This window comes from Mycobacterium kyogaense (assembly GCF_003254575.1).
GTDB classification, from domain to species: domain Bacteria; phylum Actinomycetota; class Actinomycetes; order Mycobacteriales; family Mycobacteriaceae; genus Mycobacterium; species Mycobacterium kyogaense.
The window spans coordinates 1-26077 of sequence record NZ_QJUA01000001.1; the positions used below are offsets into that span (position 1 = coordinate 1).

Here is a 26077-nt window from a genome sequence, read left to right on the forward strand (position 1 = left end):
GAAGATGGTTATAAGAGACAGTGAGCCACCGGCGTCATGGGTCATGATCACCATCTTGTCGACCGCGCCGAATCTTGTCGACGCGGCCCCCACCGGGCGGGTCGTTTCGGCACGGGCGTGCCGGGTACTCCCGCCGCATGACCCGATTCGGCTACACCCTGATGACCGAGCAGAGTGGCCCCAAAGATCTTGTCCGATACGCTGTTTCGGCAGAACAAGCCGGTTTCGACTTCGAAGTCTCCAGCGATCACTACTTCCCGTGGCTGGCCTCGCAGGGGCACGCCCCCTATGCGTGGACAGTGCTGGGCGCGGTGGCACACGCGACCGAACGTGTCGAGTTGATGACGTATGTGACGTGCCCGACGATGCGCTATCACCCCGCCGTCGTCGCGCAGAAGGCGGCGACGCTGCAGATCCTCGCCGACGGCCGGTTCACCCTCGGGGTGGGCACGGGGGAGAACCTCAACGAGCACGTGGTGGGGCAGCGCTGGCCGACCGTCGCACGCCGCCAGGAGATGCTGCGCGAGGCGATCCAGATCATCCGCGAACTGCACACCGGTGAGCTCGTGGACTGGAAGGGCGAACATTTCGAGGTCGATTCGGCCCGCATCTGGGACGTGCCCGAGGTGCCGGTGCCGATCGCGGCGGCCGTCTCCGGGGACCGGTCGGTGGAGGCGTTCGCCCCGTTGGCCGACCACCTGATCGCCGTGGAACCCAAGAAGGATCTCGTCGACGCCTGGCACGACGCCCGGCGCGCGACCGGGCTTCCCGGAGACGTCCGGGTGATCGGTCAGATCCCGATCAGCTGGGACCCCGACCGTGACGCCGCCGTCGAGCGCGCGCACGACCAGTTCCGGTGGTTCGCCGGCGGGTGGGCGGTCAACGCCGACCTGCCGACGACGATGGGCTTCGACGGAGCCACCCAGTTCGTGCGACCGGAGGACACCGCGGACTCGATCCCGTGCGGGCCCGACCTCGACGCGATCGTCGACGCCGTCTCGGAGTACTGGAAGGCCGGGTTCACCGACATCGCGCTGGTGCAGGTCGGCGGCGATACGCAGGACGCGTTCCTGAGCGAGGCGGCGGGACCGCTGCTGGAGAAACTCCGCAACGCTGCGTCCTGAAAGGAGATCGACATGACGCGAGGTAGCGGAATCTACGACGACGAGAGCGGCTCTACGGCCGACAAGGCCGGGGACGCGGAGAAGGATCCCGACCGCGACACCCCGGACGTGGACAAGGACGGCGGCGAACCGACGGCCTAACGCGTCGAGACCGGGTCGTGGCGGCGCTTGGTCTCCAACCGGTACCACGTCCACCAGAACAGCAGCGCCGACGCGATCGACCCCGCCGCAGCCAGCCACTGCGAACTGAGGAACAGCCGCCACGCCGTCGGCTCGTCCTCGACGTGCGCCGCGATCGCGTGCAGCATCTGCACGGCACCGAGGGCGAGGCAGGCCGCACCGATGAGACCCGCGGCGACGACGAACACCGTGCGCAGCACGTAGCGCTGCGGACTCGGAGACATCACGGCGCGGATTCGTCCCGTGCGCGACAGCAGCAGCGCCGCCAGGCACGCCACGGCCAACGCGACCGCATCGGCGGCCAGCGTGTCCGACAGCCGGTGCGCCTGGATGATCACGGTGTACGCGCCCATGCCGACCGCCCACGTCAACGTCAGGAACATCGCGATACCGCGAAACCGGTACGGCATCACGATCATCGTCGCGAACAACAGGCACATCGCCGCCGTCGTGTGTCCGCTGGGCAGCGTGTTCTCCGCGAACTGCCCGTCCACCTCGGTCAGGTCGGGCCGCGTGAGCAGGTGGAACTTCAGGATCTGTGTCACCGCCTGGCCGCCCAGGATGACGCCCACCCCGGCAACGGCCAACCACACCTGACGACGCAGCAGGCCGATCGCCGCCACCAACACCGTGGCGGCGATCTGCGAGCTCACCGAGATGGTGTGGAACGCGCGCAGGGCAACCCGGTGCAGATCGGGATCCACCTGGTCGGCGCCGCGCAGCGCGGTGTCCTCGACACGCTGGCCGAGGGTGGTCTGCACGGCCAGGAGATACACCGCGACGAACACGAGCACCGCCACGATCAGCACGGCCGTCCACTGGCGGCGTGCGCGTCGGAGCCGGTCGTCGCCGACGTCGGCGATCCGCCGCCGTGCCCTCGTCACCGGGTGAGTGGGTGTCATGGTGATCCCCGAGAGTAGTCAGGTGCCGGTCCACCCGCCCGGTTCCGGAGGTAGCCGAGATCGGGGCGCGCTGGGGGGCCGAGTCACACCCCCCGTTCGCGCCGACGGGGGGCCGACCATGGCTGCATGACCAGAGCTCACGACGTCGACGTCCGCCACGGTCGGGCCTGGGTCGGCCCCGATCAGACGGTCCGCATCGGCTACACCGTGGCGACACCGGCGGAACCCACGAAGACCACGAAGACCACGAAGACCGTCGTGCTTCTCCACGGCGCCCCCCAGACCCGATACGAGTGGCGCAAGGTCATGATGCCGCTCGCTGCCGCCGGCTACCGGGTGATCATGCCCGACTATCGCGGCGCCGGTGCATCCGACAAACCCCGAGACGGATACGACACATGGACCATGGCCGGCGACATCTTCAGTCTGGTGCGCGAGACGCTGGGTGTGACGGAACCCATCTCGCTCGTCGGCCACGACCTCGGATCGATGCTGGCCCTGAGTTTCGCGCTGCGCTACCGCGACGACGTCGTGAGCGTGACCTTCATGGAGGCTCCGCTGCCGGGCACCGCGTACTACGACCGGCGAGTCGGGCAGAAGTCGGCGTGGCAGTTCGCCTTTCACGCCAACACCGACATCGCGGTGTACCTGACGCACGGACGTGAACGGTGGTACATCAACCGGTTCTTCGACGACTTGAGCTATCAGCCGGACGCGATCTCCGACGACGACCTCGACGTGTACGCCCGCGCTTACGAAGCGCCCGGAGCCATGCGGGCGATGTGTGAGGTGTACCGGGAACTCGACCGCGACGCCGACGACAACCGGGCCGCGCTGGCCGAACACGGCAAGCTCACCATCCCGGTGCTGGCCTCCGGCGGTGCCTCCAATCCTCTGGCCCGCAACTTCCGGGCGATGTGCGAAGAGGTCGCCCATTCGGTGACCGAGCAGCTCGTCCCCGACTGCGGCCACTGGGTGGCCGAGGAACAGCCGGAGTACTTCACCCAGATGTTCTGCGACTTCGACGCGTCCGCTCGCGACGCGCACAGTGGAAGATGGAGGAATCCGCAATGAGTGAAGTAACCCCGAAGACGATCGACATTGCTGGAAAGGCAGTGTCACGCTTGGGTTTCGGATCGATGAGATTCACGGGCCGCGGAATCTGGGGTGAGCCACAGGACCGCGACGAATGCATCGCCGTGGCCAGGCGGGCAGTCGAGTGCGGCGTGCAGTTCATCGACACCGCCGACTCCTACGGCCCGCACGTCGCCGAACAGATCCTGTTCGAGGCGCTGCATCCGTACCCCGACGACGTCATCATCGCGACGAAGGCCGGCTTGACCCGCAACGGGCCCGATGTCATCGACACCCCGTCCGGCCCGAAGCGACTCGGCCCTGCGGCATGGCCGCCGGTCGGACGGCCCGAGTATCTGCGGCAGCAGGTGCTGATGAGCATGCGCCGCCTGGGGGTCGACCAGATCGACCTGTTGCAGCTGCACCGGGTCGACCCGAAAGTGCCGTTGGCAGATCAGATCGGTGAGCTCAAGGCGCTGCAGGACGAGGGCAAGATCCGGCACATCGGAATGTCGCAGTGCACCGCCGAGCAGCTCGACGAGGCGCGCCAGATCGCCGAGATCGTCAGCGTGCAAAGCCGATTCAACGTCATGGATCGCAGTGCGGGCGACATGCTCGAAGTGTGTGAACGCGACGGGCTCGCGTTCATACCGTGGGCGCCGGTGGCCCAAGGCGGGCTCGATGCCGCACACCTTGCGCTCGCCGACGTGGCCCGCGCACACGGGTGCACGGTGGGCCAGGTGGCCATCGCCTGGTTGCTGCATCTCTCACCGGCGATGCTCCCGATCCCCGGCACCTCGCGCCGCGCACATCTGGAGGAGAACCTGGCCGCCGCCGAGGTGCACTTGACCCCCGAACAGATCCACCAGCTCAGCGCGGCTACGTAGAGGCGCCCACCGTCACGAGCGGCGCCAGCTGACCGACGGCGTCCGGATGCGACCCGCTCTCGACCGGGCAGTAGATGAACAGCCGCTGGTCGGGCGCACCCGCCACCTCGAGCGCCTCGAAGTGCAGGTGCAGCTCGCCGGCCTGCGGATGGCGGAACACTTTGTCCTCGCTGGTGCGTGGCCGCACGTGGTGGGTGGCCCAGAGGTCGTCGAACACAGAACTGAGTGCGGAGATCTCCTCGACCACCTGGGCGATGCGGTCGTCATTCGGGAAACCGGTCAGACCGGACCGGAGATTGCCGACGACCTGTGCGGCCACCTGGTGCCAATGGGTGTAGAAGTCATCGGCGGCAGGATCGAGGAACACCATGCGGGCGAGGTTGTCCGTGTCACCGAAGCCGCTGTACATCGCGCGAGCGGGCGCGTTGATCGCCAGGATGTTCATGCCGATGTCGACCACGTATGCCGGCACCCGCATGCCGTCGTCGAGGAGAGTCTGGACGCCCTTAGAAACCGTGGAGACCGTGGACACCGGCGTTGCGAGCGGGACGGGATGGACGAGGGAGACGAGGTAGGCGGTCGCGTGCCCATCGAGCCGCAGCGCACGTGCGAGCGCGCGAAGTACCTGCAGTGACGGTCGCTGCTCCCGTCCCTGTTCGAGCCGCCGGTAGTAATCGGTGCTCAACCCGGCGAGGAGAGCCAGCTCTTCGCGACGAAGGCCACGAACCCGGCGACCGTCGCCGGGCACCAGGCCGACGTCGCGCGGCGTCACCGCTTCCCGCCTCGCGCGTAAGAACGACGAGAGCTCCGCGGATCGGTACGTCATAGCTCAGAAAAGCGAGACGGCCCCGACCGGTATTCCCAGTCGGGGCCTCTCACCTGTCACACGAGTCGGGGTGGCGGGATTCGAACCCACGACCTCTTCGTCCCGAACGAAGCACGCTACCAAGCTGCGCCACACCCCGTGTGAAGCCACGACAGCGTATCGCACGGGGTGCGGAAGAAGCCAAACGCATGACACGCCGCGGGATGGAATGGGTATGTCAGTGGTGTTGTGCACACTAACGAACAGCAACAACCGAAACGAGGCGGGTCATGACCGGACTGGGTGCATCGCTCTACCTGGGCTTCTTCGCGCTGGCAGCGCTGTGGCTGTTCCTCACCTCGGACGGGCCGCTGACCCCGCTGTCGCGGAGGTCACACGATCAGGGCCAGGAGCCGGACCGTTCGAACTCGGCGAGCGCCTCGGCCGGTTCTGACGGATCGAGTCCGTGGCTGGTGAGCCACTCCTCGCGAAAGTAGGTGTCGGCGTAGCGTTCCCCGCCGTCGCACAGGAGCGTCACGATCGAGCCGGACCGGCCGGCCTCTGCCATCTCACACAGCAGCTTGAACGCACCCCACACGTTCGTCCCGGTCGACGGACCCACCCGTCGGCCCAGTACCCGGCTCACGTGATGGGCCGCCGCCACCGAGGCGGCATCGGGCACCACCATCATCCGATCGACCACACCCGGCAGGAACGACGGCTCCACCCGCGGCCGGCCGATGCCTTCGATGCGTGAGGACATCCCGGTGACCACGTGGGGGTCGTCGTGCACATACGACGGGTAGAACGCCGAGTTCTCCGGATCGACCACGCACAGTCGGGTCGGGTGCCTGCGATACCGCAGGTAGCGGCCGATCGTCGCGCTCGTACCGCCGGTGCCCGCCCCGACGACGATCCACTCCGGAATCGGATGGGTCTCGCGCACCATCTGGTCGAAGATCGACTCGGCGATGTTGTTGTTGCCGCGCCAGTCGGTGGCGCGCTCGGCGTTGGTGAACTGGTCGAGGTAGTACCCGCCCGTCTCCTCGGCCAGCCGCTGCGCCTCGGCATACACCTGCGCCGACTCGGTGACGAAATGGCAACGCCCGCCCTGGGATTCGATCAACGCCACCTTGGTCGCACTGGTCGACGCGGGCATCACCGCGATGAACGGCAACCCGATCATCGATGCGAAGTACGCCTCCGACACCGCCGTCGAACCCGACGAGGCCTCGATCACCGTCGTCCCCTCGCAGATCCACCCGTTGCACAGCGCGTAGAGGAACAGCGACCGCGCGAGCCGGTGCTTGAGGCTGCCCGTGATGTGGGTGCTCTCGTCCTTCAGATACAGCGCCAGATCGCAGTCGTGGCCCCACCGCGACGGCAGCGGATAGCGCAGCAGATGAGTGTCAGCGCTGCGGCGCGCGTCGGCCTCGATGAGCCGAACGGCGTTGTCGACCCAGGAACGGGACCGATCCTGCGCGGCGGAGGCGGCCGGGTGGCTCACCGCGCCGATACGGTCGGATGTGACTGTCCGGCAACGCTTCCCGCATCGGAACCACCGGTCGGAGCTGCGACCAGCGTCAACAACGTGGCCTCCGGCCGGCAGCAGAACCGCAGCGGCGCGAACGGCGACGTGCCGATCCCCGCCGACACGTGCAGCTGGGTGCGTGCACCCCACCGGGACGGGCCCTTGACCCGCGACCGGTCCAACTCGCAGTTGGTGACGATCGCGCCGTAGAACGGCAGGCACAGCTGCCCACCGTGAGTGTGCCCCGCCATCACGAGCTGATAGCCGTCGGCGGCGAAACGGTCGAGCACCCGCGGCTCGGGGGAGTGCGTCAACCCCAACGTCAGGTTCGCCGTCGGATCGGCCGCCCCTTCGACGGTCGCGTAGCGGTCCCGCGACAGGTGCGGATCGTCGACGCCGGCCGCAGCGATCCGCAGGCCCGCGACGTCGAGATCGCGGCGGGTGTGTGTCATGTCCAGCCAGCCGCGCTCGGTGAACGCCGCGCGCAGATCCTGCCAGGGCAGCGGTTCACCGTGAATGCGGTGCGTGGGCTTGGTCAGATAGTTCGCCGGGTTCTTCAGCCGTGGCGCGAAATAGTCGTTGCTGCCGAAGACGAACACCCCGGGCACCGACAGCAGGTCGCCGAGGGCCTGCACCACAGCCGGCACCGCCTTCGGGTGCGCCAGGTTGTCCCCGGTGTTGACCACCAGATCCGGCTCCAGGCCCGCGAGGTCACGGAGCCAGGCCTGCTTGCGGCGCTGCCCCGGACGCATGTGGATGTCGCTGATGTGCAACACCTTCAGCGGTGACGAACCCGGCGACAGCACCGGCATGGTCGCCTCCCGGACCACGAACGCGTTGCGTTCGATCACCGAGGCGTAGGCGATGCCGGCCACGAGCGTGCCGGCCGACACGAGGGTGGTGTTCTTTGCGGCGCTTTTCACCTTCGAACCAGCAGAACCAGGCATCGTTCAAGCGTACTGCCACCGGCTGAGCCGCGAGCGGCGCGCGCCGATCAGGGGGGTGGTGGCGGCGCGGGCGGCGGCGGGCCGAGCACCGGCACGGTGATCGGCGGCAGACCCGGGATGTTGATCACGGTCTCCCCGACCGGAGGCGGCGGGGCACCCGGCGGCAACGCGCCCGGCGGAGGCGGCGGCGGAGCCGGGGCGATGCCGTTGGAGATCTGGATCGTGATGATCGACCCCGGCACCGTCTGCCCACTCGGCGACGTCCCGACGACGGTGCCGTAGGACGACCCGCTGTTCACCGGGGTCGCCTGGTCGGCGACCTGGAAGCCGGCCTCGCGCAGCCGGGCGCGCGCAGTGTCCTGGCTCATCCCCGCCACGCTCGGCACCCGCGACCCGGGCGCGCCGTCGACGTAGCGCGGGTCGGTCGGCGGCAGCGTGACATCGGTGAACGGGGTGGTCAGGGGTTCCATCGCGGTGAACCAGGTGCGGGCCGGCTCGTTGCCGCCGAACAGATTTCCGTCGCCGCACTGACGCAGCGGGAACGAGCACAGTTCACCGGGGGAGTTGGAGTCGTCGTAGATGTAGTTCGCGGCCGCGAAGTGGTTGGTGAAACCCAGGAAGCCTGACGAGCGGTGCGCCTCGGTGGTGCCGGTCTTGCCGGACATCGGCAGGTTCCAGCCGACCGAGCCCGCCGCCCCGGCCGCGGTACCGCCGCCCTGGTCGTCCTTGCTCATCGCATTGGCCAGCGTGTTTGCCAGGCCCTCGGGCACCGCCTGCTCGCACGTCTCCGTCGTCACGGCGACCTCTTCGCCGCGGCGGTCCAGGACCTGCCCGATCGGGTTGGGCGGGCACCACGTGCCACCGGAGGCGAGCGTGGCGGCGACGTTGGACAGTTCCAGCGCGTTCACCTCGACCGGACCCAGCGTGAACGATCCGATGTTCTGGCGCTTGATGAAGTCGGCGAGGCTCTCGTTGCTCTCGGGGTCGTAATCCCTGGCCGTCCCGGGCAGCGCGTAGGAGCGCAGCCCGAGCCGCACCGCCATGTCGACCGTGCGCTGCACGCCGACCTGCGCGATCAGCTTCGCGAATGCGGTGTTCGGCGATGTCGCCAGCGCATCGGTGACGCTCATCTGACCGCGGTAGTTGCCCGCGTTCTGCACACACCAGGTAGCCGGTGGGCAGCCCTTGGCGCCGCCGGAGCCCAGCCCCTTGGCCTCGAACCGCGACGGCGCGTCGAGCGTGGCGTTGATGCCCATCCCCATGTCCAGGGCCGCGGCGGTGGTGAACACCTTGAAAATCGATCCGGCGCCGTCACCCACCAGGGAGAAGGGCTGCGGCTGCATCGTCTCCCCGGCGTCGAGGTTCAGCCCGTAGGTACGGTTGCTGGCCATCGCGAGCACCGGGTGGCTCTCCTTACCCGGCTGGATCACGCTCATCACGCTCGCGACGCCGTCCAGGTCGGGAGCCGCGATGCCGTCGATCGACGACTTGACCGTGTTCTGCACGTCGGGGTCCAGCGTCGTCTTGATCAGATAGCCACCCTTGGCCACCTGGTCCTTGCTGATCCCGGCGCGCGCCAGGTAGTCGAGCGCGTAATCGCAAAAGAACGCCCGGTCACCGGCGGCGATGCAGCCACGCGGAAGCTCCTTGGGCGTCGGCAGGATGCCCAGCGGCTCCTGCTTGGCGGCGCGCAGCGCATCCGCCTGGTCGGGGATGTTCTCGATCATCGTGTCGAGCACCAGGTTGCGCCGCGCCAGCGCGCCGTCGGGGTTGGTGTACGGGTTCAGCGTGCTCGTCGACTGCACCATGCCGGCCAACAGCGCGGCCTGCTGCCAGTTCAACTCCGAGGCGTTGACACCGAAGTAGGTCTGCGCCGCGTCCTGGATACCGAAGGCGCCGTTGCCGAAGGACACCAGGTTGAGGTAGCGGGTCAGGATCTCCGGCTTGGTGAAGGTCTTGTCCAGCGTGAGGGCCATCCGGATCTCGCGCAGCTTGCGCGCCGGCGTGGTCTCGATGGCGGCGCGCTTCTCGGCGTCGGTCTGGGCGATCACCAACAGCTGGTAGTTCTTCACGTACTGCTGCTCGAGCGTCGACCCGCCGCGGGTGTCGAGGTTGCCCGACAGGTAGCCCGAGAGGCCTGTCAGCGTGCCCTGCCAGTCCACACCGTTGTGCTCGGCAAACCTCTTGTCCTCGATCGAGACGATGGCCAATTTCATCGTGTTGGCGATCTGATCGCTGGGTACCTCGAAGCGCCGCTGGCTGTAGAGCCATGCGATGACGTTGCCCTTGGCGTCGACCATCGTCGACACCTGGGGGACCTCACCCTCGACCAGTTGGGCCGATCCGTTGGCGACCACATCGGAGGCGCGATTGGACATCAGGCCGATTCCGCCGACGACGGGGAACATCAGCCCCGCGGCGATCACGCTGGCCAGAAGTACGCACCAGGCGAGCTTGATCACCGTGACCGCACGCGGCGGCCCGGCCTTGTCCTCCTCCGGCATGGGTACAGAGTAGCGACGCCCGCTCAGCACACCGCCCCCGAGCGCCTCCTCCTGCCTCCTGGCAGGACCTGACAAACGCCGAGGTCGCGCACCAGGTTGGGCACTGTACCGCCGGGACTGCACGGTTGTCCCAAAAAAGTGGTCACGAACGTATTGCGCAAAACGCCGGTGACCACCTAAATTGAGCGCACAGTGCGATACAGGTCACACAAGGACCTCGCAGTGTGGCGTAGATCGCACCTAGGTGATCGACGTCGGGGAATCAGCCGTCTGCGTTGTCGGGGCGCGGCCAGAACTAAGGGGATCGCTGGTGTCAGTTACCAAGCCCGCCGCACGCAAGACCACGGAGAATCCTTCGGGCGATTCCATTCTGCACGGCGCGGAGGCAGAAGCCCGTATTGCTTGGGTTTCGCAAGCTCGGTGTCGCCAGACTGATCCCGACGAGCTGTTCGTCCGCGGCGCCGCACAGCGCAAGGCCGCGGTCATCTGCCGGCACTGCCCCGTCATCGCCGAGTGCGGCGCCGACGCTCTCGACAACCGCGTGGAGTTCGGTGTGTGGGGCGGGATGACCGAGCGTCAGCGTCGCGCCCTGCTCAAGCAGCACCCGGATGTGGTCTCCTGGTCGGACTTCTTCGCCGCTCAGCGCAAACACCGCAGCGCGGGCTAGAGGCTTAAGTCCTTCCCGGGCGTCAAAATTTGCCTGGGGTCATCTGATCGCCGACCGAGCGGCCTGACTGTGTCAGGCCGCTGTCGTCTCTCCGGTGATCTGATCGGCGATGGCGCGGAGCGCCTCGAGGTCCGACACGTCGAACGGCAGGGACGGCACACCAACGATCGCCACATGGGGGTTGGCGCCGGTGAAGCGCGACAGCAGCCGCACCTCCCGCTTGGCCGTCGACGCCCGGTCGGCATGCACCCGCAGCACCCCGGCCGTGAGCGAGCCCGGATCGGAGCCGTCCAACTGATCGGCGGCCTTGCTGGCCGTGTCTGAGTTCAGGTCGCACAGCGTCGGGTGGGTTCGGTTGAGGATCAGCCCGGCCAGCGGCATGCGCTCCGAGGACAGCCGGTCGACGAAGAACGATGCCTCGCGCAGGGCGTCCGGTTCCGCCGCCGAGACGACGACGAACTGGGTGCCGCGGCGCTTGAGGAGTTCGTAGGTCCGGTCGGCCTTCTCCCGGAACCCGCCGAAGGTCGCGTCCAGCGACTGGACGAAACCGGCTGCGTCCGAGAGCATCTGGGAGCCCAGGATCGTCGACATGCCCTTCATCGCCAGGCCCACCGCGCCGGTGACCAGGCGGCCGATGCCCCGGCCGGGTGCCAGCAGAACCCGCCACAGCCGGCTGTCCATGAAGCTGCCCAGCCGCTTCGGCGCATCCAGGAAGTCCAGCGCATTGCGCGACGGCGGGGTGTCCACGACGATCAGATCCCACTTGTCTTCGGCCAGAAGCTGTCCCAGCTTCTCCATGGCCATGTACTCCTGCGTACCCGCCAGTGACGTGGCCACGGTTTGGTAGAACTGGTTGTCCAGGATGGCGTCGGCGCGCTCGGATCCGGAGTACTGGATGACCATCTCGTCGAACGTCCGGCGCATGTCGAGCATCATCGCGTGCAACTCACCGGAGACCTCCGGCGCCAACGGGACACGCTGGGGGACGTTGCCCAGATCCTTGATACCGAGTGCCTGGGCGAGCCGCTTCGCCGGGTCGATGGTCAGCACGACGACGGTGCGGCCGTACTCGGCGGCCCGCAGCGCCATCGCGGCGGCCGTCGTGGTCTTCCCGACCCCGCCCGCGCCACAACACACGACGACGCGATTGGCCCTGTCGCGCAGGATCGACCCCATGTCCAGGGCCACCGGAGCGGTGCTCATCATCTGCCTCTCGTCACCGCACGCCCTGCTGGGCGAGCGCTTCGGCCAATTCGTACAGACTGCCGAGATCGACGCCGTCGGCGATTGCCGGCAGGTCGAGGCGCGGGACCGCGAGATCGGTCAGCTGCTCGGCGCTTTCCGCCCGCGCCGCGATACGCGTTGCGTGCTGGATCGTCTCGGTCAGCAGCCCTGCGAAATCGTTGTCCGACAACGTGATCCCTGCACTCGACAGTCCCGCGCGGACCTCGTCGGCGTCGATGCCGCCCTCGGCCGCCTTGGCCAGATCGTCAGGCGGTAGGTACGCCGGGATGTTGCGGTTGATGATCACCGAACCGATCGGCAGTTCCATCTCGCGCAGTTCGGCGATCGCCTCCAGGGTCTCCTGCACCGGCAGCGCCTCGAGCAGCGTGACCAGGTGGATCGCGGTGAGGTCGGAGTGCAGCAGCCGCACCACGCCGTCGGCCTGCGAGTGCACCGGTCCACCCTTGGCCAGATCGGACACCGCCTTGGTCACGTCGAGGAAGCGTGCGATCCGGCCCGTCGGCGGCGAATCGACGACCACCGCGTCGTAGTAGCCGTACTTGCCCTTGGCTTCCTTCGGGGTGCGGGTGACCACCTCTTTGATCTTCCCGGTGAGCAGCACGTCCCGTAGGCCAGGAGCGATCGTCGTCGCGAATTCGACGGCTCCGATGCGGCGCATCGCGCGCCCGGCCAGCCCCAGGTTGTAGAACATGTCGAGGTATTCCAAGAACGCGGCCTCGGTGTCGACGGCCAGGGCGTTGACCTGCCCGCCGCCCTCGGCGGTCGCGATCTTGACTTCCTCGTACGGCAGCGGCGGGACGTCGAAGAGCTGCGCAATGCCTTGCCGCCCTTCGACTTCCACGAGCAGCACCTTGCGCCCCCCGGCGGCCAGGGCCAGAGCCAGCGCGGCTGCGATCGTCGACTTACCGGTGCCACCTTTGCCGCTGACGAAATGCAGGCGCGCCTCGGTCAGCCGCGCCGGCCACGAACCGTGCGGTGAGCCCTCTGCTGTGGTTGCCACCACTGCATGCTAGCCATAGCGGTTCGGCCGCCGGATAAGCTCAGCCGCATGAGCGAATCGACCCGGTGGGAATACGCGACCGTCCCGTTGCTGACGCATGCGACCAAACAGATCCTCGACCAGTGGGGCGAGGACGGCTGGGAGCTGGTGTCGGTGCTGCCGGGTCCGACCGGCGAGCAGCACGTCGCTTACCTGAAGCGCGCCAAGTGACGTCCGGCGGGCAGGAGCGGAGCGACCCGGGGAATCGTCGGTGGTCCGAGCGGCTGGGCGAACTGGGTATCGCCCTGCCCGAGGTCGTCGCCCCGCTCGCGGCCTACGTGCCCGCGGTCCGTACCGGAAACCTCGTCTACACCGCCGGGCAGCTGCCCATCTCCGGTGGTGAGCTCGTCGAGACCGGCAAGGTGGGCGCCGAGGTGTCGGTCGAGGACGCCGCCCACCTGGCCCGTCGCTGCGCGCTCAACGCGCTCTCGGCCGTCGACGCCCTCGTCGGGATCGACGCGGTGGTGCGGGTGGTCAAGGTCGTCGGCTTCGTCGCATCCGCGCCCGGATTCGGCGGCCAGCCCGTCGTCATCAACGGCGCCTCGGAACTGTTGGGGGAGATCTTCGGTGACGCGGGTGCGCACGCCCGCTCGGCCGTCGGGGTGTCGGAGCTGCCGCGCAATGCACCGGTGGAAGTGGAGCTCATTGTCGAGGTCGCCGGAGGCGACGATTAGGCCGAGGTTCAGTAGATGGAGCACCCCGCGTACGGACTGCTGCGGCCGGTCACCGAGACCGCGTCGGTGCTGCTGTGCGACAACCCGGGGCGCATGACGCTCGACGGCACCAACACCTGGGTGCTGCGCGGCCCCGGCACCGATGAGATGGTGGTCGTCGATCCCGGCCCGGACGACCGCGACGAGCACATCGAGCGGCTCGCCGCGCTGGGCCGCATCACCCTGGTGCTGATCAGTCACCGGCACGAGGACCACACCGGCGGGATCGACCGGCTCGTCGACCTGACAGGCGCGGTCGTGCGGGCGGTGGGCAGCGGGTTCCAGCGGGGGATGGGCGGGCCCCTGGTCGACGGGGAAGTGATCGACGCGGCCGGGCTGCGCATCACCGTGATGGCCACGCCGGGCCACACCGCGGACTCGCAGTCGTTCCTACTCGACGATGCCGTGCTGACCGCGGACACCGTGCTGGGCCGCGGCACGACCGTCATCGACAAAGAGGACGGCGCCCTCGGCGATTACCTGGAGTCGCTGCACCGGCTGCGTGGTCTCGGCCACCGCACGGTGCTGCCCGGGCATGGTCCCGACCTCGACGATCTGGTCGCGGTCGCCGACGCCTACCTGGCGCATCGGCACGACCGCCTGGATCAGATTCGCGGTGCGCTGCGAGACCTCGGCGACGACGCCACGGCGCGGTCGGTCGTCGAGCACGTGTACACCGACGTCGACGAGAAGCTGTGGGACGTGGCCGAGTGGAGCGTGCAGGCGCAGTTGGACTACCTGCGCCGCTAGATCCCTAGCGGGCCCGCCTCGCCAGCCGCTCGGAGTCGCTGATCAGCACGCTCTTGCCCTCGAGGCGGATCCAGCCGCGGTGGGCGAAGTCGGCGAGCGCCTTGTTCACGGTCTCGCGGGACGCGCCGACGAGCTGCGCGATCTCTTCCTGCGTCAGATCGTGGGTGACGCGCAGCGCGCCGCCCTCCTGCGTGCCGAAGCGCTGGGCCAGCTGCAGCAGCTGCTTGGCCACCCGGCCCGGCACGTCGGTGAAGATCAGGTCCGCGAGGTTGTTGTTGGTGCGGCGCAGCCGGCGGGCGAGTACCCGCAGCAACTGCTCGGCGATCTCGGGGCGATCGGCGATCCACGCGCGCAGCGCCTCACGGTCCATCGACACCGCCCGCACCTCGGTGATGGTGGTGGCACTCGACGTGCGCGGGCCCGGATCGAAGATCGACAGCTCGCCGAACATGTCCGACGGTCCCATGATCGTCAGCAGGTTCTCGCGGCCATCCGGTGAACGCCGGCCGATCTTCACCTTGCCGGTGATGATGATGTAGAGCCGGTCGCCGGGCTCACCCTCGGCGAACACGGTGTGCCCGCGGGGAAAGTCGACAGGCTGGAGCTGCTTGGTCAGCGCGGAAACAGCGCTGGGTTCGACCCCTTGGAAGATTCCGGCCCTGGCCAGGATCTCGTCCACGTTGCCCCTTTGGAAGATGTTGGTGGTCAGACACGTCCAGCCGACGTCGGTGACGACGGCTGGATCAGTCTAGAGCCATGCCCTGTCGTGACCAGCCCACGCTACACAGAATTGGCATGTCGGGTCTGCTGAAACCCGTTATTGAGGCTGTGTGGGAACGACGCAGTCGTCGGCAAACCCGATGCGGCCGGCGCGCGCACGGGCGCCGCCGCCACCTCGCGCTCCACCCGCCGCCGGTTCTGGTCGCTGATCGCGGTGTCCAGTCCGTCGCGCACGAGTGCGTCGACGTCGCTGGCCTCGGCCTGACTCAGGAAGTCGGCAACCTCGGCTGCCGAGATGGTCTGCTCGCGCAGCCCGGCCTCCACCCTCTCGAGCCCGAAGGTCGCCAACATCAACAACCCGGGTATCAGCGCGACGAGCAACCACGACACATGCGGAAGTAAACACGGCCAAGGTCTCGGAGGGATCACGAAAAGCCCTCGTTAACGACCTTTCTGAGGTCGACTCGCCCTCTGCCGTGTCGGGGGTGGTCAGTACCCTGACGAGGTGACCGCGACGAGCCGTACCGGCAAATCGGTAGCCAAATGGGACCGAGAGACGCACCTGGGTCTGGTGCGGCGGGCCCGCCGGATGAATCGCACACTGGCCGAAGCATTTCCGCATGTGTACTGCGAGCTCGACTTCACCAACCCCCTCGAGCTCACCGTCGCCACCATCTTGAGCGCGCAGAGCACCGACAAGCGCGTCAACCTGACCACGCCCGCGTTGTTCGCCACCTATCGCACCGCGCAGGACTACGCCCAGGCCGACCGGGCGCAGCTCGAGGAACTGATCCGTCCCACCGGGTTCTTCCGCAACAAGGCGTCCTCGCTGATCCGGCTGGGGCAGGAGCTGGTCGAGCGGTTCGACGGCGAGGTGCCCGCCACTCTCGACGAACTGGTGACGCTGCCCGGCGTGGGGCGCAAGACCGCCAACGTCATCCTCGGCAACGCGTTCGACGTCCCCGGGATCACCGTCGACACCCATTTCGGCCGGCTGGCCCGGCGCTGGCGCTGGACCGCCGAAGAGGACCCGGTCAAGGTCGAGCACGCGGTCGGAGAACTGATCGAGCGTCGCGAATGGACGCTGCTTAGCCATCGGGTGATCTTCCACGGCCGGCGCGTGTGTCATGCCCGCAAGCCCGCCTGCGGGGTGTGCGTGCTCGCCAAGGACTGCCCGTCCTACGGCATCGGGCCCACCGATCCGCTGGTGGCGGCCCCGCTGGTGAAGGGCCCCGAAACGGAGCACCTGCTGGCCCTGGCCGGCCTCTAGAGCGCCGATGAGCACATCGGCACGGTGGAGCGTCGTGGCGCTGGTGGTCCTCATCGCGCTCGGCATCGCGCTGTTCAACGAGTTGGGTGACGATCCGGCCGGTCCCGACGCACCCGCGGAGCCCGGAGCGGTGTCCGCGCGCGACAAGCGGGACGCCGACACCCCCGCCGCCCTGGCGGGCCCGCGAGCCGAGGCCGCTCTGGCTGCCTGCCCGACCCCTGGTGCTGTCCCCGGGCCGGAGGTACTGCGGGGCATCGTCGTCGAATGCGCCGGCGACGGAGCCCCGGTCGACGTCGCGCGGGCGGTCGCGGGGCGGCCGACGGTGCTCAATCTGTGGGCCTACTGGTGCGGTCCGTGCGCCGACGAACTACCGGCGATGGCCGAGTACCAGCGCCGCGCCGGGTCGCAGGTCCAGGTCCTCACCGTGCACCAGGACGAGAACGAGACCGCCGGGTTGCTCCGGCTCGCCGAGCTCGGCGTGCACCTGCCCACACTGCAGGACGGCCGGCGCCAGATCGCCGCTGCGCTGCAGGTCCCCAACGTGATGCCGGCGACGGTGGTGCTGCGCGCGGACGGTAGCGTGGCGCAGATCCTGCCCCGGTCGTTTGCCACCGCCGACGAGATCGCCGCCGCAGTGGACCCGACGATAGGAGTGAGGTGAGCTGGGAGATCGCCGACGGTGAGCTGACGCCTGACGCCGCACCGCCCTGGTTGGCCCCGCTCGTCACCGATCCGACCTTGATCAAGGACGCCTACCGCCGCCGCGTCCCGGCCGAGGTCCTCGCCGCGCTGACCGCGGCCAACGCCACCGCAGCCGTCACCGGCGCCCGTCGCGACGCCGCCGTGCTCGTGCTGTTCTCCGGCCCGCAGGACGGCGCGCCCGGCGAGCTCCCCGCCGACGCGGACCTCCTGGTCACCGTCCGGGCCGCCACACTGCGCCATCACGCCGGTCAAGCGGCGTTCCCGGGCGGCGCCGCCGACCCGGGCGACCGCAGCCCCGTGCACACCGCGCTGCGTGAAGCCACCGAGGAGACCGCCCTTCAGGCGTCGCGACTGCGAACTCTGGCCACCCTGGACACGATGTTCATTCCGCCGTCGGGATTCCAGGTCGTACCGGTGCTCGCGTACTCCGCCGACCCCGGGCCCGTCGCGGTCGTCGACCAGTCCGAGACCGCCGTCGTCGCCCGGGTCCCCGTACGCGCGTTCGTCAACCCGGCGAATCGGCTCATGGTGTACCGCAAGGAGAACACCCGCCGCTCGGCCGGTCCGGCGTTCCTGCTCAACCAGATGCTGGTGTGGGGATTCACCGGCCACGTGATCGCCGCGATGCTCGACGTCGCCGGCTGGACGCAGCCCTGGGACACCGACTCCGTGCACGAACTCGGCGATGCAATGGCGCGTCTGGAGGCCGAGGGCAGCTACGGTGAGGTCCAACGATGACATCGTCACAGTGGCTGGACATAGCCGTACTCGCAGTAGCGCTGATCGCCGCCATCTCGGGCTGGCGATCCGGCGCGCCCGGTTCTGTGCTGGCCCTGGTCGGTGTCGTGCTGGGCGCGGTCGCCGGTGTGCTGCTGGCCCCGCACGTGGTGAACCACATCGACGGGCCGAGGACCAAGCTCTTCGTCACGCTGTTCCTCATCCTGGCGCTGGTGGTGGTCGGTGAGATCGCGGGTGTGGTCCTCGGGCGCGCGGTCCGCGGCGCCATCCGCAATCCCACTCTGCGCGTGGTGGACTCGGTGATCGGCGTGGCCGTGCAACTGGTGCTGGTGCTGACCGCGGCGTGGCTGCTCGGCACCGCCCTGATCTCCTCGCCGCAGCCGAACCTGGCCGCCGCCGTGCAGGGGTCGAGGGTGATCGCCGAGGTCGACTCGGTGGCGCCGAACTGGTTGCGCTCCGTCCCGGGCCGGCTGTCCGGGCTGTGGGACACCTCCGGGCTGCACGACGTCCTGAAGGACTTCGGCCCGACCCCGGTCGCCGCCGTCGACGCGCCGGACGCGTCGCTGGCCACCTCGGCCGTCGTCGGGACCACGCGATCCAGCGTCGTCAAGGTGCGCGGTGTCGCGACCAGCTGCCAGAAAGTGCTGGAGGGCAGCGGGTTCGTCGTCGCCCCCAACCGGGTGATGTCCAACGCCCACGTCGTCGCCGGGTCGGACAGCGTCACCGTCGAGGTCGACGGACAGACCTACGACGCCAAGGTCATCAGCTACGACCCCAACGCCGACATCTCGATTCTCGACGTGCCCAACCTGCCGTCCGCGCCGCTGCAGTTCGTCGACACCGAGGCCCCCGCCGGCACCGACGGCATCGTGATGGGCTATCCCGGCGGTGGTGACTTCACCGCGACGCCCGCGCGGGTGCGCGAGGTGATCGAACTCAACGGTCCCGACATCTACCGCAGCACCACCGTGACGCGCGAGGTGTACACGATCCGGGGCACCGTCAAGCAGGGCAACTCCGGCGGGCCGATGATCAACCGATCGGGCAAGGTGCTCGGCGTGGTGTTCGGTGCGGCCGTCGACGACGTCGACACCGGTTTCGTGCTGACCGCCCAGGAGGTGTCCCGGCAGATGGCCAAGGTCGGCAACGTCGCGCCGGTGGCGACGGGCGCCTGCATCAGCGGCTGATCAGCCGTACACCTGCCGAAGGAACCGGTCCAGCTGCGCGTTGACCGCTCCCGGCGCCTCTTCGTGTGCGAAATGTCCTGCGCCGTCGACAGATACGTAACGACCGTGCGGCGCGTACTTCTGGGTGCGGTACACCGGATCGGCGAGCACATACGGGTCGCTGTCGCCGCGCAGATGCAACACGGGCACCGCGATCGGGCGCTTCATCGAGCGCATGAATCGGCGACCCTCGCTGCGCAGCTGACTACGCACCGCCCACCGCTGGTACTCCAACGCTGAGTGAGCGGCCGACGGGATCTGGATCGCCCGCCGCAGCAGGGGCATCGTCTCGGCGAAGTCGTCGCTCGCCTGCCACGGGGCGCTGGACCGGGCGCGCACGATGCGCTCGAGTTCGGCGGCATCGTGGCGGGTCAGAGCACGTTCCGGCCACATCGGCAGCTGATAGCGCAGCATCGAGGGGAGCAGCGCCCGGCCTTGATCGCGGCGGCGCACCGTCGACGCCCGCAGCGCCGCCGGATGCGGCGAGCTGACCACCGCTATCGCGCGCACCACGCGCGGATGCAGCACCGCCGTGGCCCAGCAGACCAGGCCGCCGTCGGCGTGGCCCACCAGCGTCGCGGTGTTGTGTCCCAGCGCCCGCACCAGACCCGCCGTGTCGCCGGCGAGCGTCCACCCGTCGTATCCGCGCGGCGGCTTGTCGCTGCCGCCGTACCCGCGCAGATCGACCGCCACCACCCGCGCCCCCGACAACCCCCGTAGCTGATGCCGCCAGGACCACCAGAACGAGCCGAAGCCGTGCAGCAGGATCACCAGCGGACGGTCGGTCAGCGGCCGCGACTGATCGTCGGCACCCGACTCCCGCTCGGCCTCGACGACGTGAAAGCGAATGCCGTTGGCGTGCACGTCCAGATGGCGCCACGGTCCGCCGACGCGAACGACCGACGGATCGGGTGCGGCCATTACCAGCCGGACGGGTCCGTCGTCGCCGGCTGCTTGCCGTTCGTGGCCGTGCTCGAGCCCGTGCCTGCCGCGACAGCCTTCTTGTCGGCGCCGCCGCCGAACGCCTCGGGGATCTCCTTGACCGATTCGATGGTCTTGCGGGGACCTCGGATGCGCCTCACCTTGAGGAAGCCGATCAGGGCCAACACCGCGGTGACCACGACCATGAATCCGAACACGATCAGGAACGCCGCCCAGCGCCACAGCCACGTGTCGAGCAGCTCGGCGACGAAGAAGAAGAAAAAGAACGTGGAGTAGAACAACACCACCAGCGCCAAGATGAAGAAGACGCTGCCGGTCAGGCCCTTCTTCACGTCACGGGTGATCTCGGCCTTCGCGAGCTCGACCTCGGCGCGGACCAGGGTCGACACCTGGGCTGTCGCATCCTTGACCAGATCACCGATCGACGGGTCCGGCTTCGGCGCATGCGGGTCCACAAGCGGTATGGATGTCACCGTCGCCGGTGCGCCGTTACTGCGATCGCTCACAAGAGCTTCCTTCCCCGCATGTGATCTGGTCGCGGCTTATGTTGCCACGTGGCGTGAAACGAAACGATCCGGCGGTGACGTTAGACTGCCTTGATTCCTTCCATGGCGGGTCGGGCCGTGATCATCGGGGTATCGATTGGGGCGAGCGTGACGACGAACGACCAGCCACGAGTTCTTTCTGCGATCTTCGCGGTGCTGATGCTGCTCGGTGCGGGGCTCATCGGCGCCACCGGTGTCGCTCACGCGGCCGCTCCGGTCACCCTCGGCGGAGGTTCCGGTCTGGTCGTCAACGGCGACACGCTGTGCACCTTGACCGCGATCGGCTCCGACCGCAGCGGAAACCTCATCGGCTTCACCTCCGCGCACTGCGGCGGGCCCGGCGCAGTCGTCGCGAGTGAGGCCGAGCAGGATGCGGGCATCGTCGGGACGATGGTGGCCGGCAACGACGTGCTGGACTACGCGGTCATCAAGTTCGACCCGGCCAAGGTGCGTCCCGTCAACGAGATCAACGGGTTCCGCATCGACGGCATCGGACCCGACCCCACGTTCGGCGAAGTGGCGTGCAAGCTGGGCCGCACCACCGGCTACTCGTGCGGCGTCACCTGGGGACCCGGGCAGCAGCCCGGCACGATCGTCAACCAGGTGTGCGGACAGCCCGGTGACTCCGGCGCCCCCGTCACCGTCGACAACAAGCTCGTCGGCATGATCCACGGCGCGTTCTCCGAAGACCTGCCCACCTGCGTCGTCAAGTTCATCCCGCTGCACACGCCTGCAGTGACGATGTCGATCAACACCCAGCTGGCCGACATCACGGCCAAGAACAGGCCGGGCAGCGGGTTCGTACCCGTCGGCCCGGCCTGACGTCGGCCACGTCTCTCCGCGCACCGCGCGGCGCAACCGAATCGCGGCGCTGACGATCAGCGCGATCACCGCGCCGACACCCGCTGCGCCGAGCAGCGCGACACCCTGCGCGAGGTCGAAGTTCCAGCCGACGAAGTTGATCGTGGTGTGCACCGTGTTCTGCAGCACGAAGACCACCAGCGCGACGGCGAGCAGGAACGCAACGCTCAGCGAGAACTTCGCGGCGAAACCCGAACGACGGGCGGGGGTGTGCTCGGTGGTGCGGTGCGTGGTCATGGTCGATCCCTCTTTTCTGTGATCCGTTGTGTCACAGATGGAGACGGGATCGATCGGCGAAACCGAACGTCGCGCGGGCGTGACGCTGCACACCCGCGCGACAGGTTTACTTGCTGGCCCGGATCGCTTCGAAGACGCTGGGGTCGACGAGCGTGGACGTGTCACCGAGTTCGCGGCCCTCGGCGACGTCGCGCAGGAGCCGGCGCATGATCTTGCCGCTGCGGGTCTTGGGAAGCTCCGGGACGACGTGGATCTCCCGCGGCTTGGCGATGGGGGAGATCTCCCGGGCGACTTCGGCGCGCAACTCGTCGACCATCGACTCCTCCCCGCCGTGGGCGCTGGACTTGAGGATCACGAACGCGCAGATCGCCTGGCCCGTGTGCTCGTCGGAGGCGCCGACGACTGCGGCCTCGGCCACCCCGGAGTGACCGACCAGGGCCGATTCCACCTCCGCGGTGGAGATGCGATGCCCGGAGATGTTCATGACGTCGTCGATGCGGCCCAGGACCCAGATCTCGCCGTCCTTGCCGTAGCGGGCGCCGTCACCGGCGAAGTACCAGCCCTGCTCGGCGAAACGGGACCAGTAGGTCTCCTTGAACCGCTCCGGATCACCCCAGATACCGCGCAGCATCGACGGCCACGGCTTGTCGAGTACGAGGTATCCGCTGGCCTGCTCGCCGTGATCGGTGCCCGCGGCGAGCTCGTTGCCGTCGTCGTCGACGATCTTGGCCGAGATGCCGGGCAGCGCGCGCATTGCCGAGCCCGGCTTGCAGCTCGTGACGCCCGGCAGCGGGGAGATCATGATCGCGCCCGTCTCGGTCTGCCACCAGGTGTCGACGATCGGGGTCTTGTCCGCGCCGAACGCCATCCGGTACCAGCGCCATGCCTCGGGGTTGATCGGCTCGCCCACCGAGCCCAGCAGCCGCAGGCTCGACAGGTCGTGCTCGGCGGGGATCTGGCGGCCCCATTTCATGAAGGTACGGACCAGCGTGGGGGCGGTGTAGTAGACGGTGACGCCGTACTTCTCGATGGTCTCGAAGTGCCGGTGCTCGTTCGGCGAGGCGGGCGTGCCCTCGTAGACGACCTGCGTGACGCCGTTGGACAGCGGCCCGTAGACGATGTAGGTGTGCCCGGTAACCCAGCCGATGTCGGCGGTGCACCAGTAGACGTCGGTCTCGGGCTTGATGTCGAAGACGTTGAAGTGGGTGTACGACGCCTGCGTCAGGTAGCCGCCCGAGGTGTGCATGATGCCCTTGGGCTTGCCGGTCGTGCCTGAGGTGTAGAGCAGGAACAGCGGATGTTCGGAGTCGAACGCCTCCGGGGTGTGGTCGGTGGAGGCCTTGGGGACGACCTCGTCCCACCACAGGTCCCGCCCGTCGGTCCACGGCGTGTCGATACCGGTGCGGCGCACCACGAGCACGTGCTCGACCGGGCTGTCGTCACCGAGGCCGGCGATGGCGTCGTCGACGCCGTCCTTGAGCGAGACCGCCTGTCCGCGTCGGTACTGACCGTCGGTGGTGATAACGATCTTGGCCTGCGCGTCGTCGATGCGGGCCTTCAAGGCGCTGGCGGAGAAACCGGCGAACACCACCGAGTGCATCGCGCCGAGGCGGGCGCAGGCGAGCATCGCGATGATGGCCTCGGGCACCATCGGCATGTAGATCGCCACCCGGTCACCGGTGACGAGGCCGAGTTCGGTCAATGCGTTGGCGGCCTGGCAGACCTCGTCCTTGAGCTCGGCGTAGGTGATGGAGCGGGAGTGCCCGACCGGTTCACCCTCCCAGTGGATCGCGACGCGGTCGCCGTTGCCGGCCTCGACATGGCGGTCGACGCAGTTGTAGGCGACGTTGAGCGTGCCGCCCACGAACCACTTCGCGACCGGCGCCTCCGACCAGTCCAGCACGTCGGTGAAGGGCGTGTCCCACGCCAGCCGCTCGGCCTGGGTGCCCCAGAACGCCAGCCGGTCCGATTCGGCCTCGTCGTAGAGGGCCTCAGTCGCGTTGGCCTGGGCGCTGAACTCGGGGGCAGGCGGGTAGGAAGCCTGAACGTCGGCGTGCGTCTCGGTCATGACTGTGAGGGTAGTCACCCAACGTTGCATCGACGTTGGCGACTCACAACCGTCGCTGCGGGCGGCACCCGGGAGGCGACGAACGTGGCAACCGGCGCGCCGATCGGTCCGCCGACCATCGATTAGCGTGTGCGGGCGTGACCGATCCGCTTGCCCCGCTGACCACTCTGCCCGGCGTCGCCGAGGCGGGGGAGGAGGCGCGCGAGGCCCTGGGCCGGGCGCACCGGCATCGAACGAACCTGCGGGGCTGGCCGGGTACCGCCGCGGAAGCCGCGCTGCGGGCAGCCCGGGCATCGTCGGTACTCGACGGTGGTCCGTTGCAATTCGCCTCCCCCGACACCGACGGTGAGAAGGACCCGGTGCTCGCCGGGGCGCTGCGCGTCGCCGAAGCGCTCGAAGGTGGTCAAGGCTCTCTGATCGGGGTGTGGCGGCGCGCTCCGCTGCAGGCCATCGCCCGGCTGCACTCGCTGGCCGCGGCCGACCTCGTCGACGCCGATGCGCTCGGCCGGCCGCGTACCGATCCGGACATCGGCCGCCGACTGGAACTTCTCGCCGACCTCGCGACGGGCGGCACGCGGGTACCGGCCACCGTGCTGGCCGCGGTCGCGCACGGGGAGCTGCTGACGCTGGCCCCGTTCGGCAGCGCCGACGGCGTGGTGGCGCGCGGGGTGTCCCGGCTGATCACGATCGCCAGCGGACTGGACCCGCACGGGCTGGGAGTGCCGGAGATGCACTGGATGCGCCGGTCGGGGGACTACACCGCTGCGGCACGGGGTTTCGCGTCGGGAACGCCGGCCGGATTGACGGCGTGGCTGGTGCTCAGCAATGAGGCGCTGCATGCGGGCGCTCGCGAGGCGCTGTCCATCGCCGCCCCGGCGTCGTCCTGACGGGCCCTTCCGACCCGTCCTCCTGACCGTGTCCAGCAAAGCAAAAGCGGGCGGCGTTCCGAAGTAATTCGAAAAGTACTTCGGCGCGCCGCCCGCCAGCACGAGCCTCCGGTTACCATGCGTGCGTTGTGGGTTGCGTGGGTGGCCTCGGCGCTGTGCGATCCGTTTCGGCTGCGACCCCACCCAAAGGGCCGTCGTGGCCGTCCGATCTCCGCACTTACGCAGGCCCGCAACACTTTTGCCTGTTCCGCGGCATGTGCGCCGCGTGGGTTCCGGGACTCGTGCTGGGGAGCCGAGGTCGGGAGATCGAGCCTTCTCTTCCGGCTCGACCTTGGCCTCACCCGGCTTCCGTGGTTCCTTTGTACTACGTGACCGCGATCACATCAAGGGCCAAACGCGTCGGTTTCCCGATTCGTTACGCGGAGCTGTCCAGCTACCGCGGTGAAAGGTCAGAAGGCGAAGCGCCGCAGCAGGGTGTAGGTCAGTGCGCCCGCTGCCAGCGCGCTCACGCCGACAGCTGCTGTGGTCGCGACCGCGGCGCCAGACGGTGCGGGCAGCCGGTCGCGCAGCGACACGGGCTTGGAGAACGACCGCACCGGCCAGTCGCGGGCGGCGGCTTCTTTGCGCAGCGCTCGGTCGGGATTGACGACGGTCGGATGTCCGACCGTCGTCAACATCGGCAGGTCGGTGATCGAGTCCGAGTAGGCGTAGCAGTGCTCGAGCGCGTAACCCTCCCGGGCGGCCAGCGCGCGGATCGCCTCCGCCTTGCCTTCTCCGTAGCAGTAGAACGCGATGTCACCGGTGTAGCGGCCGTCCTCGACCACCATCCGGGTGGCCATCGCGTGGGTCGCCCCCAGGGCCCGCGCGATGGGCCCGACGATCTCCTCGCCCGATGCCGATACGACGACCACGTCGCGACCGCACAGCTTGTGGTCGGAGATCAGGTCTGCAGCTTCGGCAAAGACCAGCGGATCGACGATGTCGTGCAACGCCTCGCCCACCACCGACTTGACCTGTTCGACGTCCCACCCCGCGCACATCGTCGTGATGTGGGCGCGCATCCGGTCCATCTGGTCGTGGTCGGCACCCGACATCGTGAACAGGAATTGGGCGTAGGCGGATTTGAGGACCGTCCTCCGATTCATTAGCCCCTGGCTGAAGAACGGTTTGCTGAAAGCCAGCGTGCTCGATTTCGCGATGACCGTTTTGTCGAGATCGAAGAACGCGGCGGTACGCACGGGACGTTCGGGCGGGGGCGTCCCGCCGGTGGCTTCGGCGCCCGTCACAGGCTCGGAGGGGGTCACAGCGTCAGCATAAGACGCGTTCGCGTGACAAATTGCGGCAGATCGTACAAATTGGCAGTTCACGACACGTGTCTTCGACTGCAATCTTTTCTGGATCTGCTCCGACTTCTCTGCGGTGTGGTCTTGCGCCCGCCCGCGCAGGCGTGTGTATAGTGGGCATCACTCGGCTTATGCCGGGTGTGCATCAGCCCGACCCCCCGGGGCTGATA

General features: G+C 68.5%; 27 protein-coding genes, 1 tRNA gene and 1 pseudogene. 14 read left to right on the forward strand and 15 right to left on the reverse strand.

The window, feature by feature from the left end:
• Positions 1–137 precede the first annotated feature (137 nt).
• Both DMB80_RS00005 and DMB80_RS28770 read left to right on the forward strand, forming a co-directional pair.
• Complete coding sequence (locus DMB80_RS00005) at positions 138–1124, forward strand: LLM class F420-dependent oxidoreductase (protein WP_111508010.1); 987 nt, start codon at positions 138–140, stop codon at positions 1122–1124.
• 12 nt (positions 1125–1136) lie between these two features.
• Entirely contained in the window at positions 1137–1265 is a 129-nt protein-coding gene (locus DMB80_RS28770; protein ID WP_276131509.1) for a hypothetical protein, read from the forward strand.
• Here the strand turns inward: DMB80_RS28770 and DMB80_RS00010 are convergent.
• Entirely contained in the window at positions 1262–2188 is a 927-nt protein-coding gene (locus tag DMB80_RS00010; RefSeq protein WP_240430937.1) for a phosphatase PAP2 family protein, read from the reverse strand. The genes DMB80_RS28770 and DMB80_RS00010 overlap by 4 nt on opposite strands.
• A gap of 144 nt (positions 2189–2332) precedes the next feature.
• On the opposite strand from DMB80_RS00010, the gene DMB80_RS00015 reads away from it, so the two are divergent.
• Positions 2333–3280: an alpha/beta fold hydrolase gene (locus DMB80_RS00015; RefSeq protein ID WP_111508012.1), complete on the forward strand. Its 948-nt coding sequence runs from the start codon at positions 2333–2335 to the stop codon at positions 3278–3280.
• On the forward strand, positions 3277–4167 hold the full coding sequence (locus tag DMB80_RS00020; protein WP_111508013.1) for an aldo/keto reductase: 891 nt from the start codon (positions 3277–3279) through the stop codon (positions 4165–4167). The genes DMB80_RS00015 and DMB80_RS00020 overlap by 4 nt, the downstream gene beginning before the upstream one ends.
• Here the strand turns inward: DMB80_RS00020 and DMB80_RS00025 are convergent.
• From DMB80_RS00025 to ponA2, 5 genes are all read right to left on the reverse strand, one after another.
• The gene (locus DMB80_RS00025) at positions 4160–4993 is read right to left on the reverse strand and encodes a helix-turn-helix domain-containing protein (RefSeq protein WP_111508014.1); all 834 of its coding nucleotides are present in this window, start codon (positions 4991–4993) and stop codon (positions 4160–4162) included. The genes DMB80_RS00020 and DMB80_RS00025 overlap by 8 nt on opposite strands.
• Before the next feature lie 65 nt (positions 4994–5058).
• A tRNA-Pro gene (locus DMB80_RS00030) sits at positions 5059–5132 on the reverse strand.
• Positions 5133–5372: 240 nt separating this feature from the next.
• Positions 5373–6479, reverse strand: a complete 1107-nt coding sequence (gene cds1 / locus DMB80_RS00040) for an L-cysteine desulfhydrase Cds1 (protein ID WP_111508016.1) — start codon at positions 6477–6479, stop codon at positions 5373–5375.
• Entirely contained in the window at positions 6476–7450 is a 975-nt protein-coding gene (locus tag DMB80_RS00045; protein ID WP_111508017.1) for a metallophosphoesterase, read from the reverse strand. Before DMB80_RS00045 ends, cds1 begins: the two co-directional genes overlap by 4 nt.
• A 47-nt stretch (positions 7451–7497) precedes the next feature.
• Complete coding sequence (ponA2, locus tag DMB80_RS00050; protein ID WP_111508018.1) at positions 7498–9954, reverse strand: transglycosylase/D,D-transpeptidase PonA2; 2457 nt, start codon at positions 9952–9954, stop codon at positions 7498–7500.
• A gap of 310 nt (positions 9955–10264) precedes the next feature.
• Here ponA2 and DMB80_RS00055 point away from each other — a divergent pair, with 310 nt between their 5' ends.
• Complete coding sequence (locus tag DMB80_RS00055; RefSeq protein WP_046365143.1) at positions 10265–10621, forward strand: WhiB family transcriptional regulator; 357 nt, start codon at positions 10265–10267, stop codon at positions 10619–10621.
• A gap of 72 nt (positions 10622–10693) precedes the next feature.
• Here DMB80_RS00055 and bagB read toward each other — a convergent pair whose 3' ends face one another.
• Positions 10694–11824 (reverse strand): ATPase BagB, encoded by a 1131-nt coding sequence (bagB, locus tag DMB80_RS00060; protein ID WP_111508304.1) that lies wholly within the window; start codon positions 11822–11824, stop codon positions 10694–10696.
• A gap of 13 nt (positions 11825–11837) precedes the next feature.
• Positions 11838–12869, reverse strand: a complete 1032-nt coding sequence (gene bagA / locus DMB80_RS00065; RefSeq protein WP_240430939.1) for an ATPase BagA — start codon at positions 12867–12869, stop codon at positions 11838–11840.
• Positions 12870–12914: 45 nt separating this feature from the next.
• On the opposite strand from bagA, the gene DMB80_RS00070 reads away from it, so the two are divergent.
• Genes DMB80_RS00070 through DMB80_RS00080 form a run of 3 tightly spaced genes read left to right on the forward strand, consistent with a single transcriptional unit; the run spans position 12915 to position 14368 of the window.
• The gene (locus DMB80_RS00070) at positions 12915–13076 is read left to right on the forward strand and encodes a Sp36 family protein (protein ID WP_110798036.1); all 162 of its coding nucleotides are present in this window, start codon (positions 12915–12917) and stop codon (positions 13074–13076) included.
• Positions 13073–13579, forward strand: a complete 507-nt coding sequence (locus DMB80_RS00075; RefSeq protein WP_111508019.1) for a RidA family protein — start codon at positions 13073–13075, stop codon at positions 13577–13579. The genes DMB80_RS00070 and DMB80_RS00075 overlap by 4 nt, the downstream gene beginning before the upstream one ends.
• Positions 13580–13594: 15 nt before the next feature.
• The gene (locus DMB80_RS00080; RefSeq protein WP_111508020.1) at positions 13595–14368 is read left to right on the forward strand and encodes an MBL fold metallo-hydrolase; all 774 of its coding nucleotides are present in this window, start codon (positions 13595–13597) and stop codon (positions 14366–14368) included.
• Positions 14369–14372: 4 nt separating this feature from the next.
• Here the strand turns inward: DMB80_RS00080 and crp are convergent, their stop codons facing one another.
• Together crp and DMB80_RS00090 are read right to left on the reverse strand one after the other, a co-directional pair.
• Positions 14373–15047, reverse strand: a complete 675-nt coding sequence (gene crp / locus DMB80_RS00085) for a cAMP-activated global transcriptional regulator CRP (protein ID WP_046365140.1) — start codon at positions 15045–15047, stop codon at positions 14373–14375.
• A 101-nt stretch (positions 15048–15148) separates the two neighbouring features.
• Complete coding sequence (locus DMB80_RS00090; RefSeq protein ID WP_111508021.1) at positions 15149–15478, reverse strand: hypothetical protein; 330 nt, start codon at positions 15476–15478, stop codon at positions 15149–15151.
• Between the two features lie 199 nt (positions 15479–15677).
• Here DMB80_RS00090 and nth point away from each other — a divergent pair, with 199 nt between their 5' ends.
• From nth to marP, 4 genes are read left to right on the forward strand one after another with little or no spacing between them, the layout of a single operon-like run.
• On the forward strand, positions 15678–16358 hold the full coding sequence (nth, locus tag DMB80_RS00095; RefSeq protein ID WP_172835745.1) for an endonuclease III: 681 nt from the start codon (positions 15678–15680) through the stop codon (positions 16356–16358).
• 7 nt (positions 16359–16365) lie between these two features.
• Positions 16366–17019, forward strand: coding sequence for a TlpA disulfide reductase family protein (locus DMB80_RS00100; protein WP_111508023.1), 654 nt, complete (start codon positions 16366–16368; stop codon positions 17017–17019).
• Positions 17016–17798, forward strand: coding sequence for an NUDIX hydrolase (locus DMB80_RS00105; RefSeq protein ID WP_111508024.1), 783 nt, complete (start codon positions 17016–17018; stop codon positions 17796–17798). Before DMB80_RS00100 ends, DMB80_RS00105 begins: the two co-directional genes overlap by 4 nt.
• Positions 17795–18985, forward strand: a complete 1191-nt coding sequence (marP, locus tag DMB80_RS00110; RefSeq protein ID WP_046365135.1) for an acid resistance serine protease MarP — start codon at positions 17795–17797, stop codon at positions 18983–18985. The genes DMB80_RS00105 and marP overlap by 4 nt, the downstream gene beginning before the upstream one ends.
• Here the strand turns inward: marP and DMB80_RS00115 are convergent, their stop codons facing one another.
• A complete protein-coding gene (locus DMB80_RS00115) occupies positions 18986–19945 on the reverse strand; it encodes an alpha/beta fold hydrolase (RefSeq protein ID WP_111508025.1) in 960 nt (319 codons plus the stop codon).
• Entirely contained in the window at positions 19945–20472 is a 528-nt protein-coding gene (locus tag DMB80_RS00120) for a phage holin family protein (RefSeq protein WP_111508026.1), read from the reverse strand. Before DMB80_RS00120 ends, DMB80_RS00115 begins: the two co-directional genes overlap by 1 nt.
• A gap of 198 nt (positions 20473–20670) precedes the next feature.
• Between DMB80_RS00120 and DMB80_RS00125 the strand changes: the two genes are divergently transcribed.
• On the forward strand, positions 20671–21333 hold the full coding sequence (locus DMB80_RS00125) for a S1 family peptidase (RefSeq protein WP_046365144.1): 663 nt from the start codon (positions 20671–20673) through the stop codon (positions 21331–21333).
• A 30-nt stretch (positions 21334–21363) separates the two neighbouring features.
• Here the strand turns inward: DMB80_RS00125 and DMB80_RS00130 are convergent.
• Positions 21364–21609 (reverse strand): annotated as a pseudogene (locus tag DMB80_RS00130) (lipopolysaccharide assembly protein LapA domain-containing protein); the annotation flags it as partial.
• Between the two features lie 106 nt (positions 21610–21715).
• Positions 21716–23677: an acetate--CoA ligase gene (gene acs, locus DMB80_RS00135; protein ID WP_111508027.1), complete on the reverse strand. Its 1962-nt coding sequence runs from the start codon at positions 23675–23677 to the stop codon at positions 21716–21718.
• Between the two features lie 137 nt (positions 23678–23814).
• Between acs and DMB80_RS00140 the strand changes: the two genes are divergently transcribed.
• Positions 23815–24564 carry an oxidoreductase gene (locus DMB80_RS00140; RefSeq protein WP_111508028.1) on the forward strand — a complete coding sequence of 250 codons (750 nt, stop codon included), beginning with the start codon at positions 23815–23817 and terminating at the stop codon, positions 24562–24564.
• A gap of 449 nt (positions 24565–25013) precedes the next feature.
• Here the strand turns inward: DMB80_RS00140 and DMB80_RS00145 are convergent, their stop codons facing one another.
• On the reverse strand, positions 25014–25850 hold the full coding sequence (locus tag DMB80_RS00145) for an HAD-IB family hydrolase (protein ID WP_162231994.1): 837 nt from the start codon (positions 25848–25850) through the stop codon (positions 25014–25016).
• Between the last annotated feature and the right edge of the window lie 227 nt (positions 25851–26077).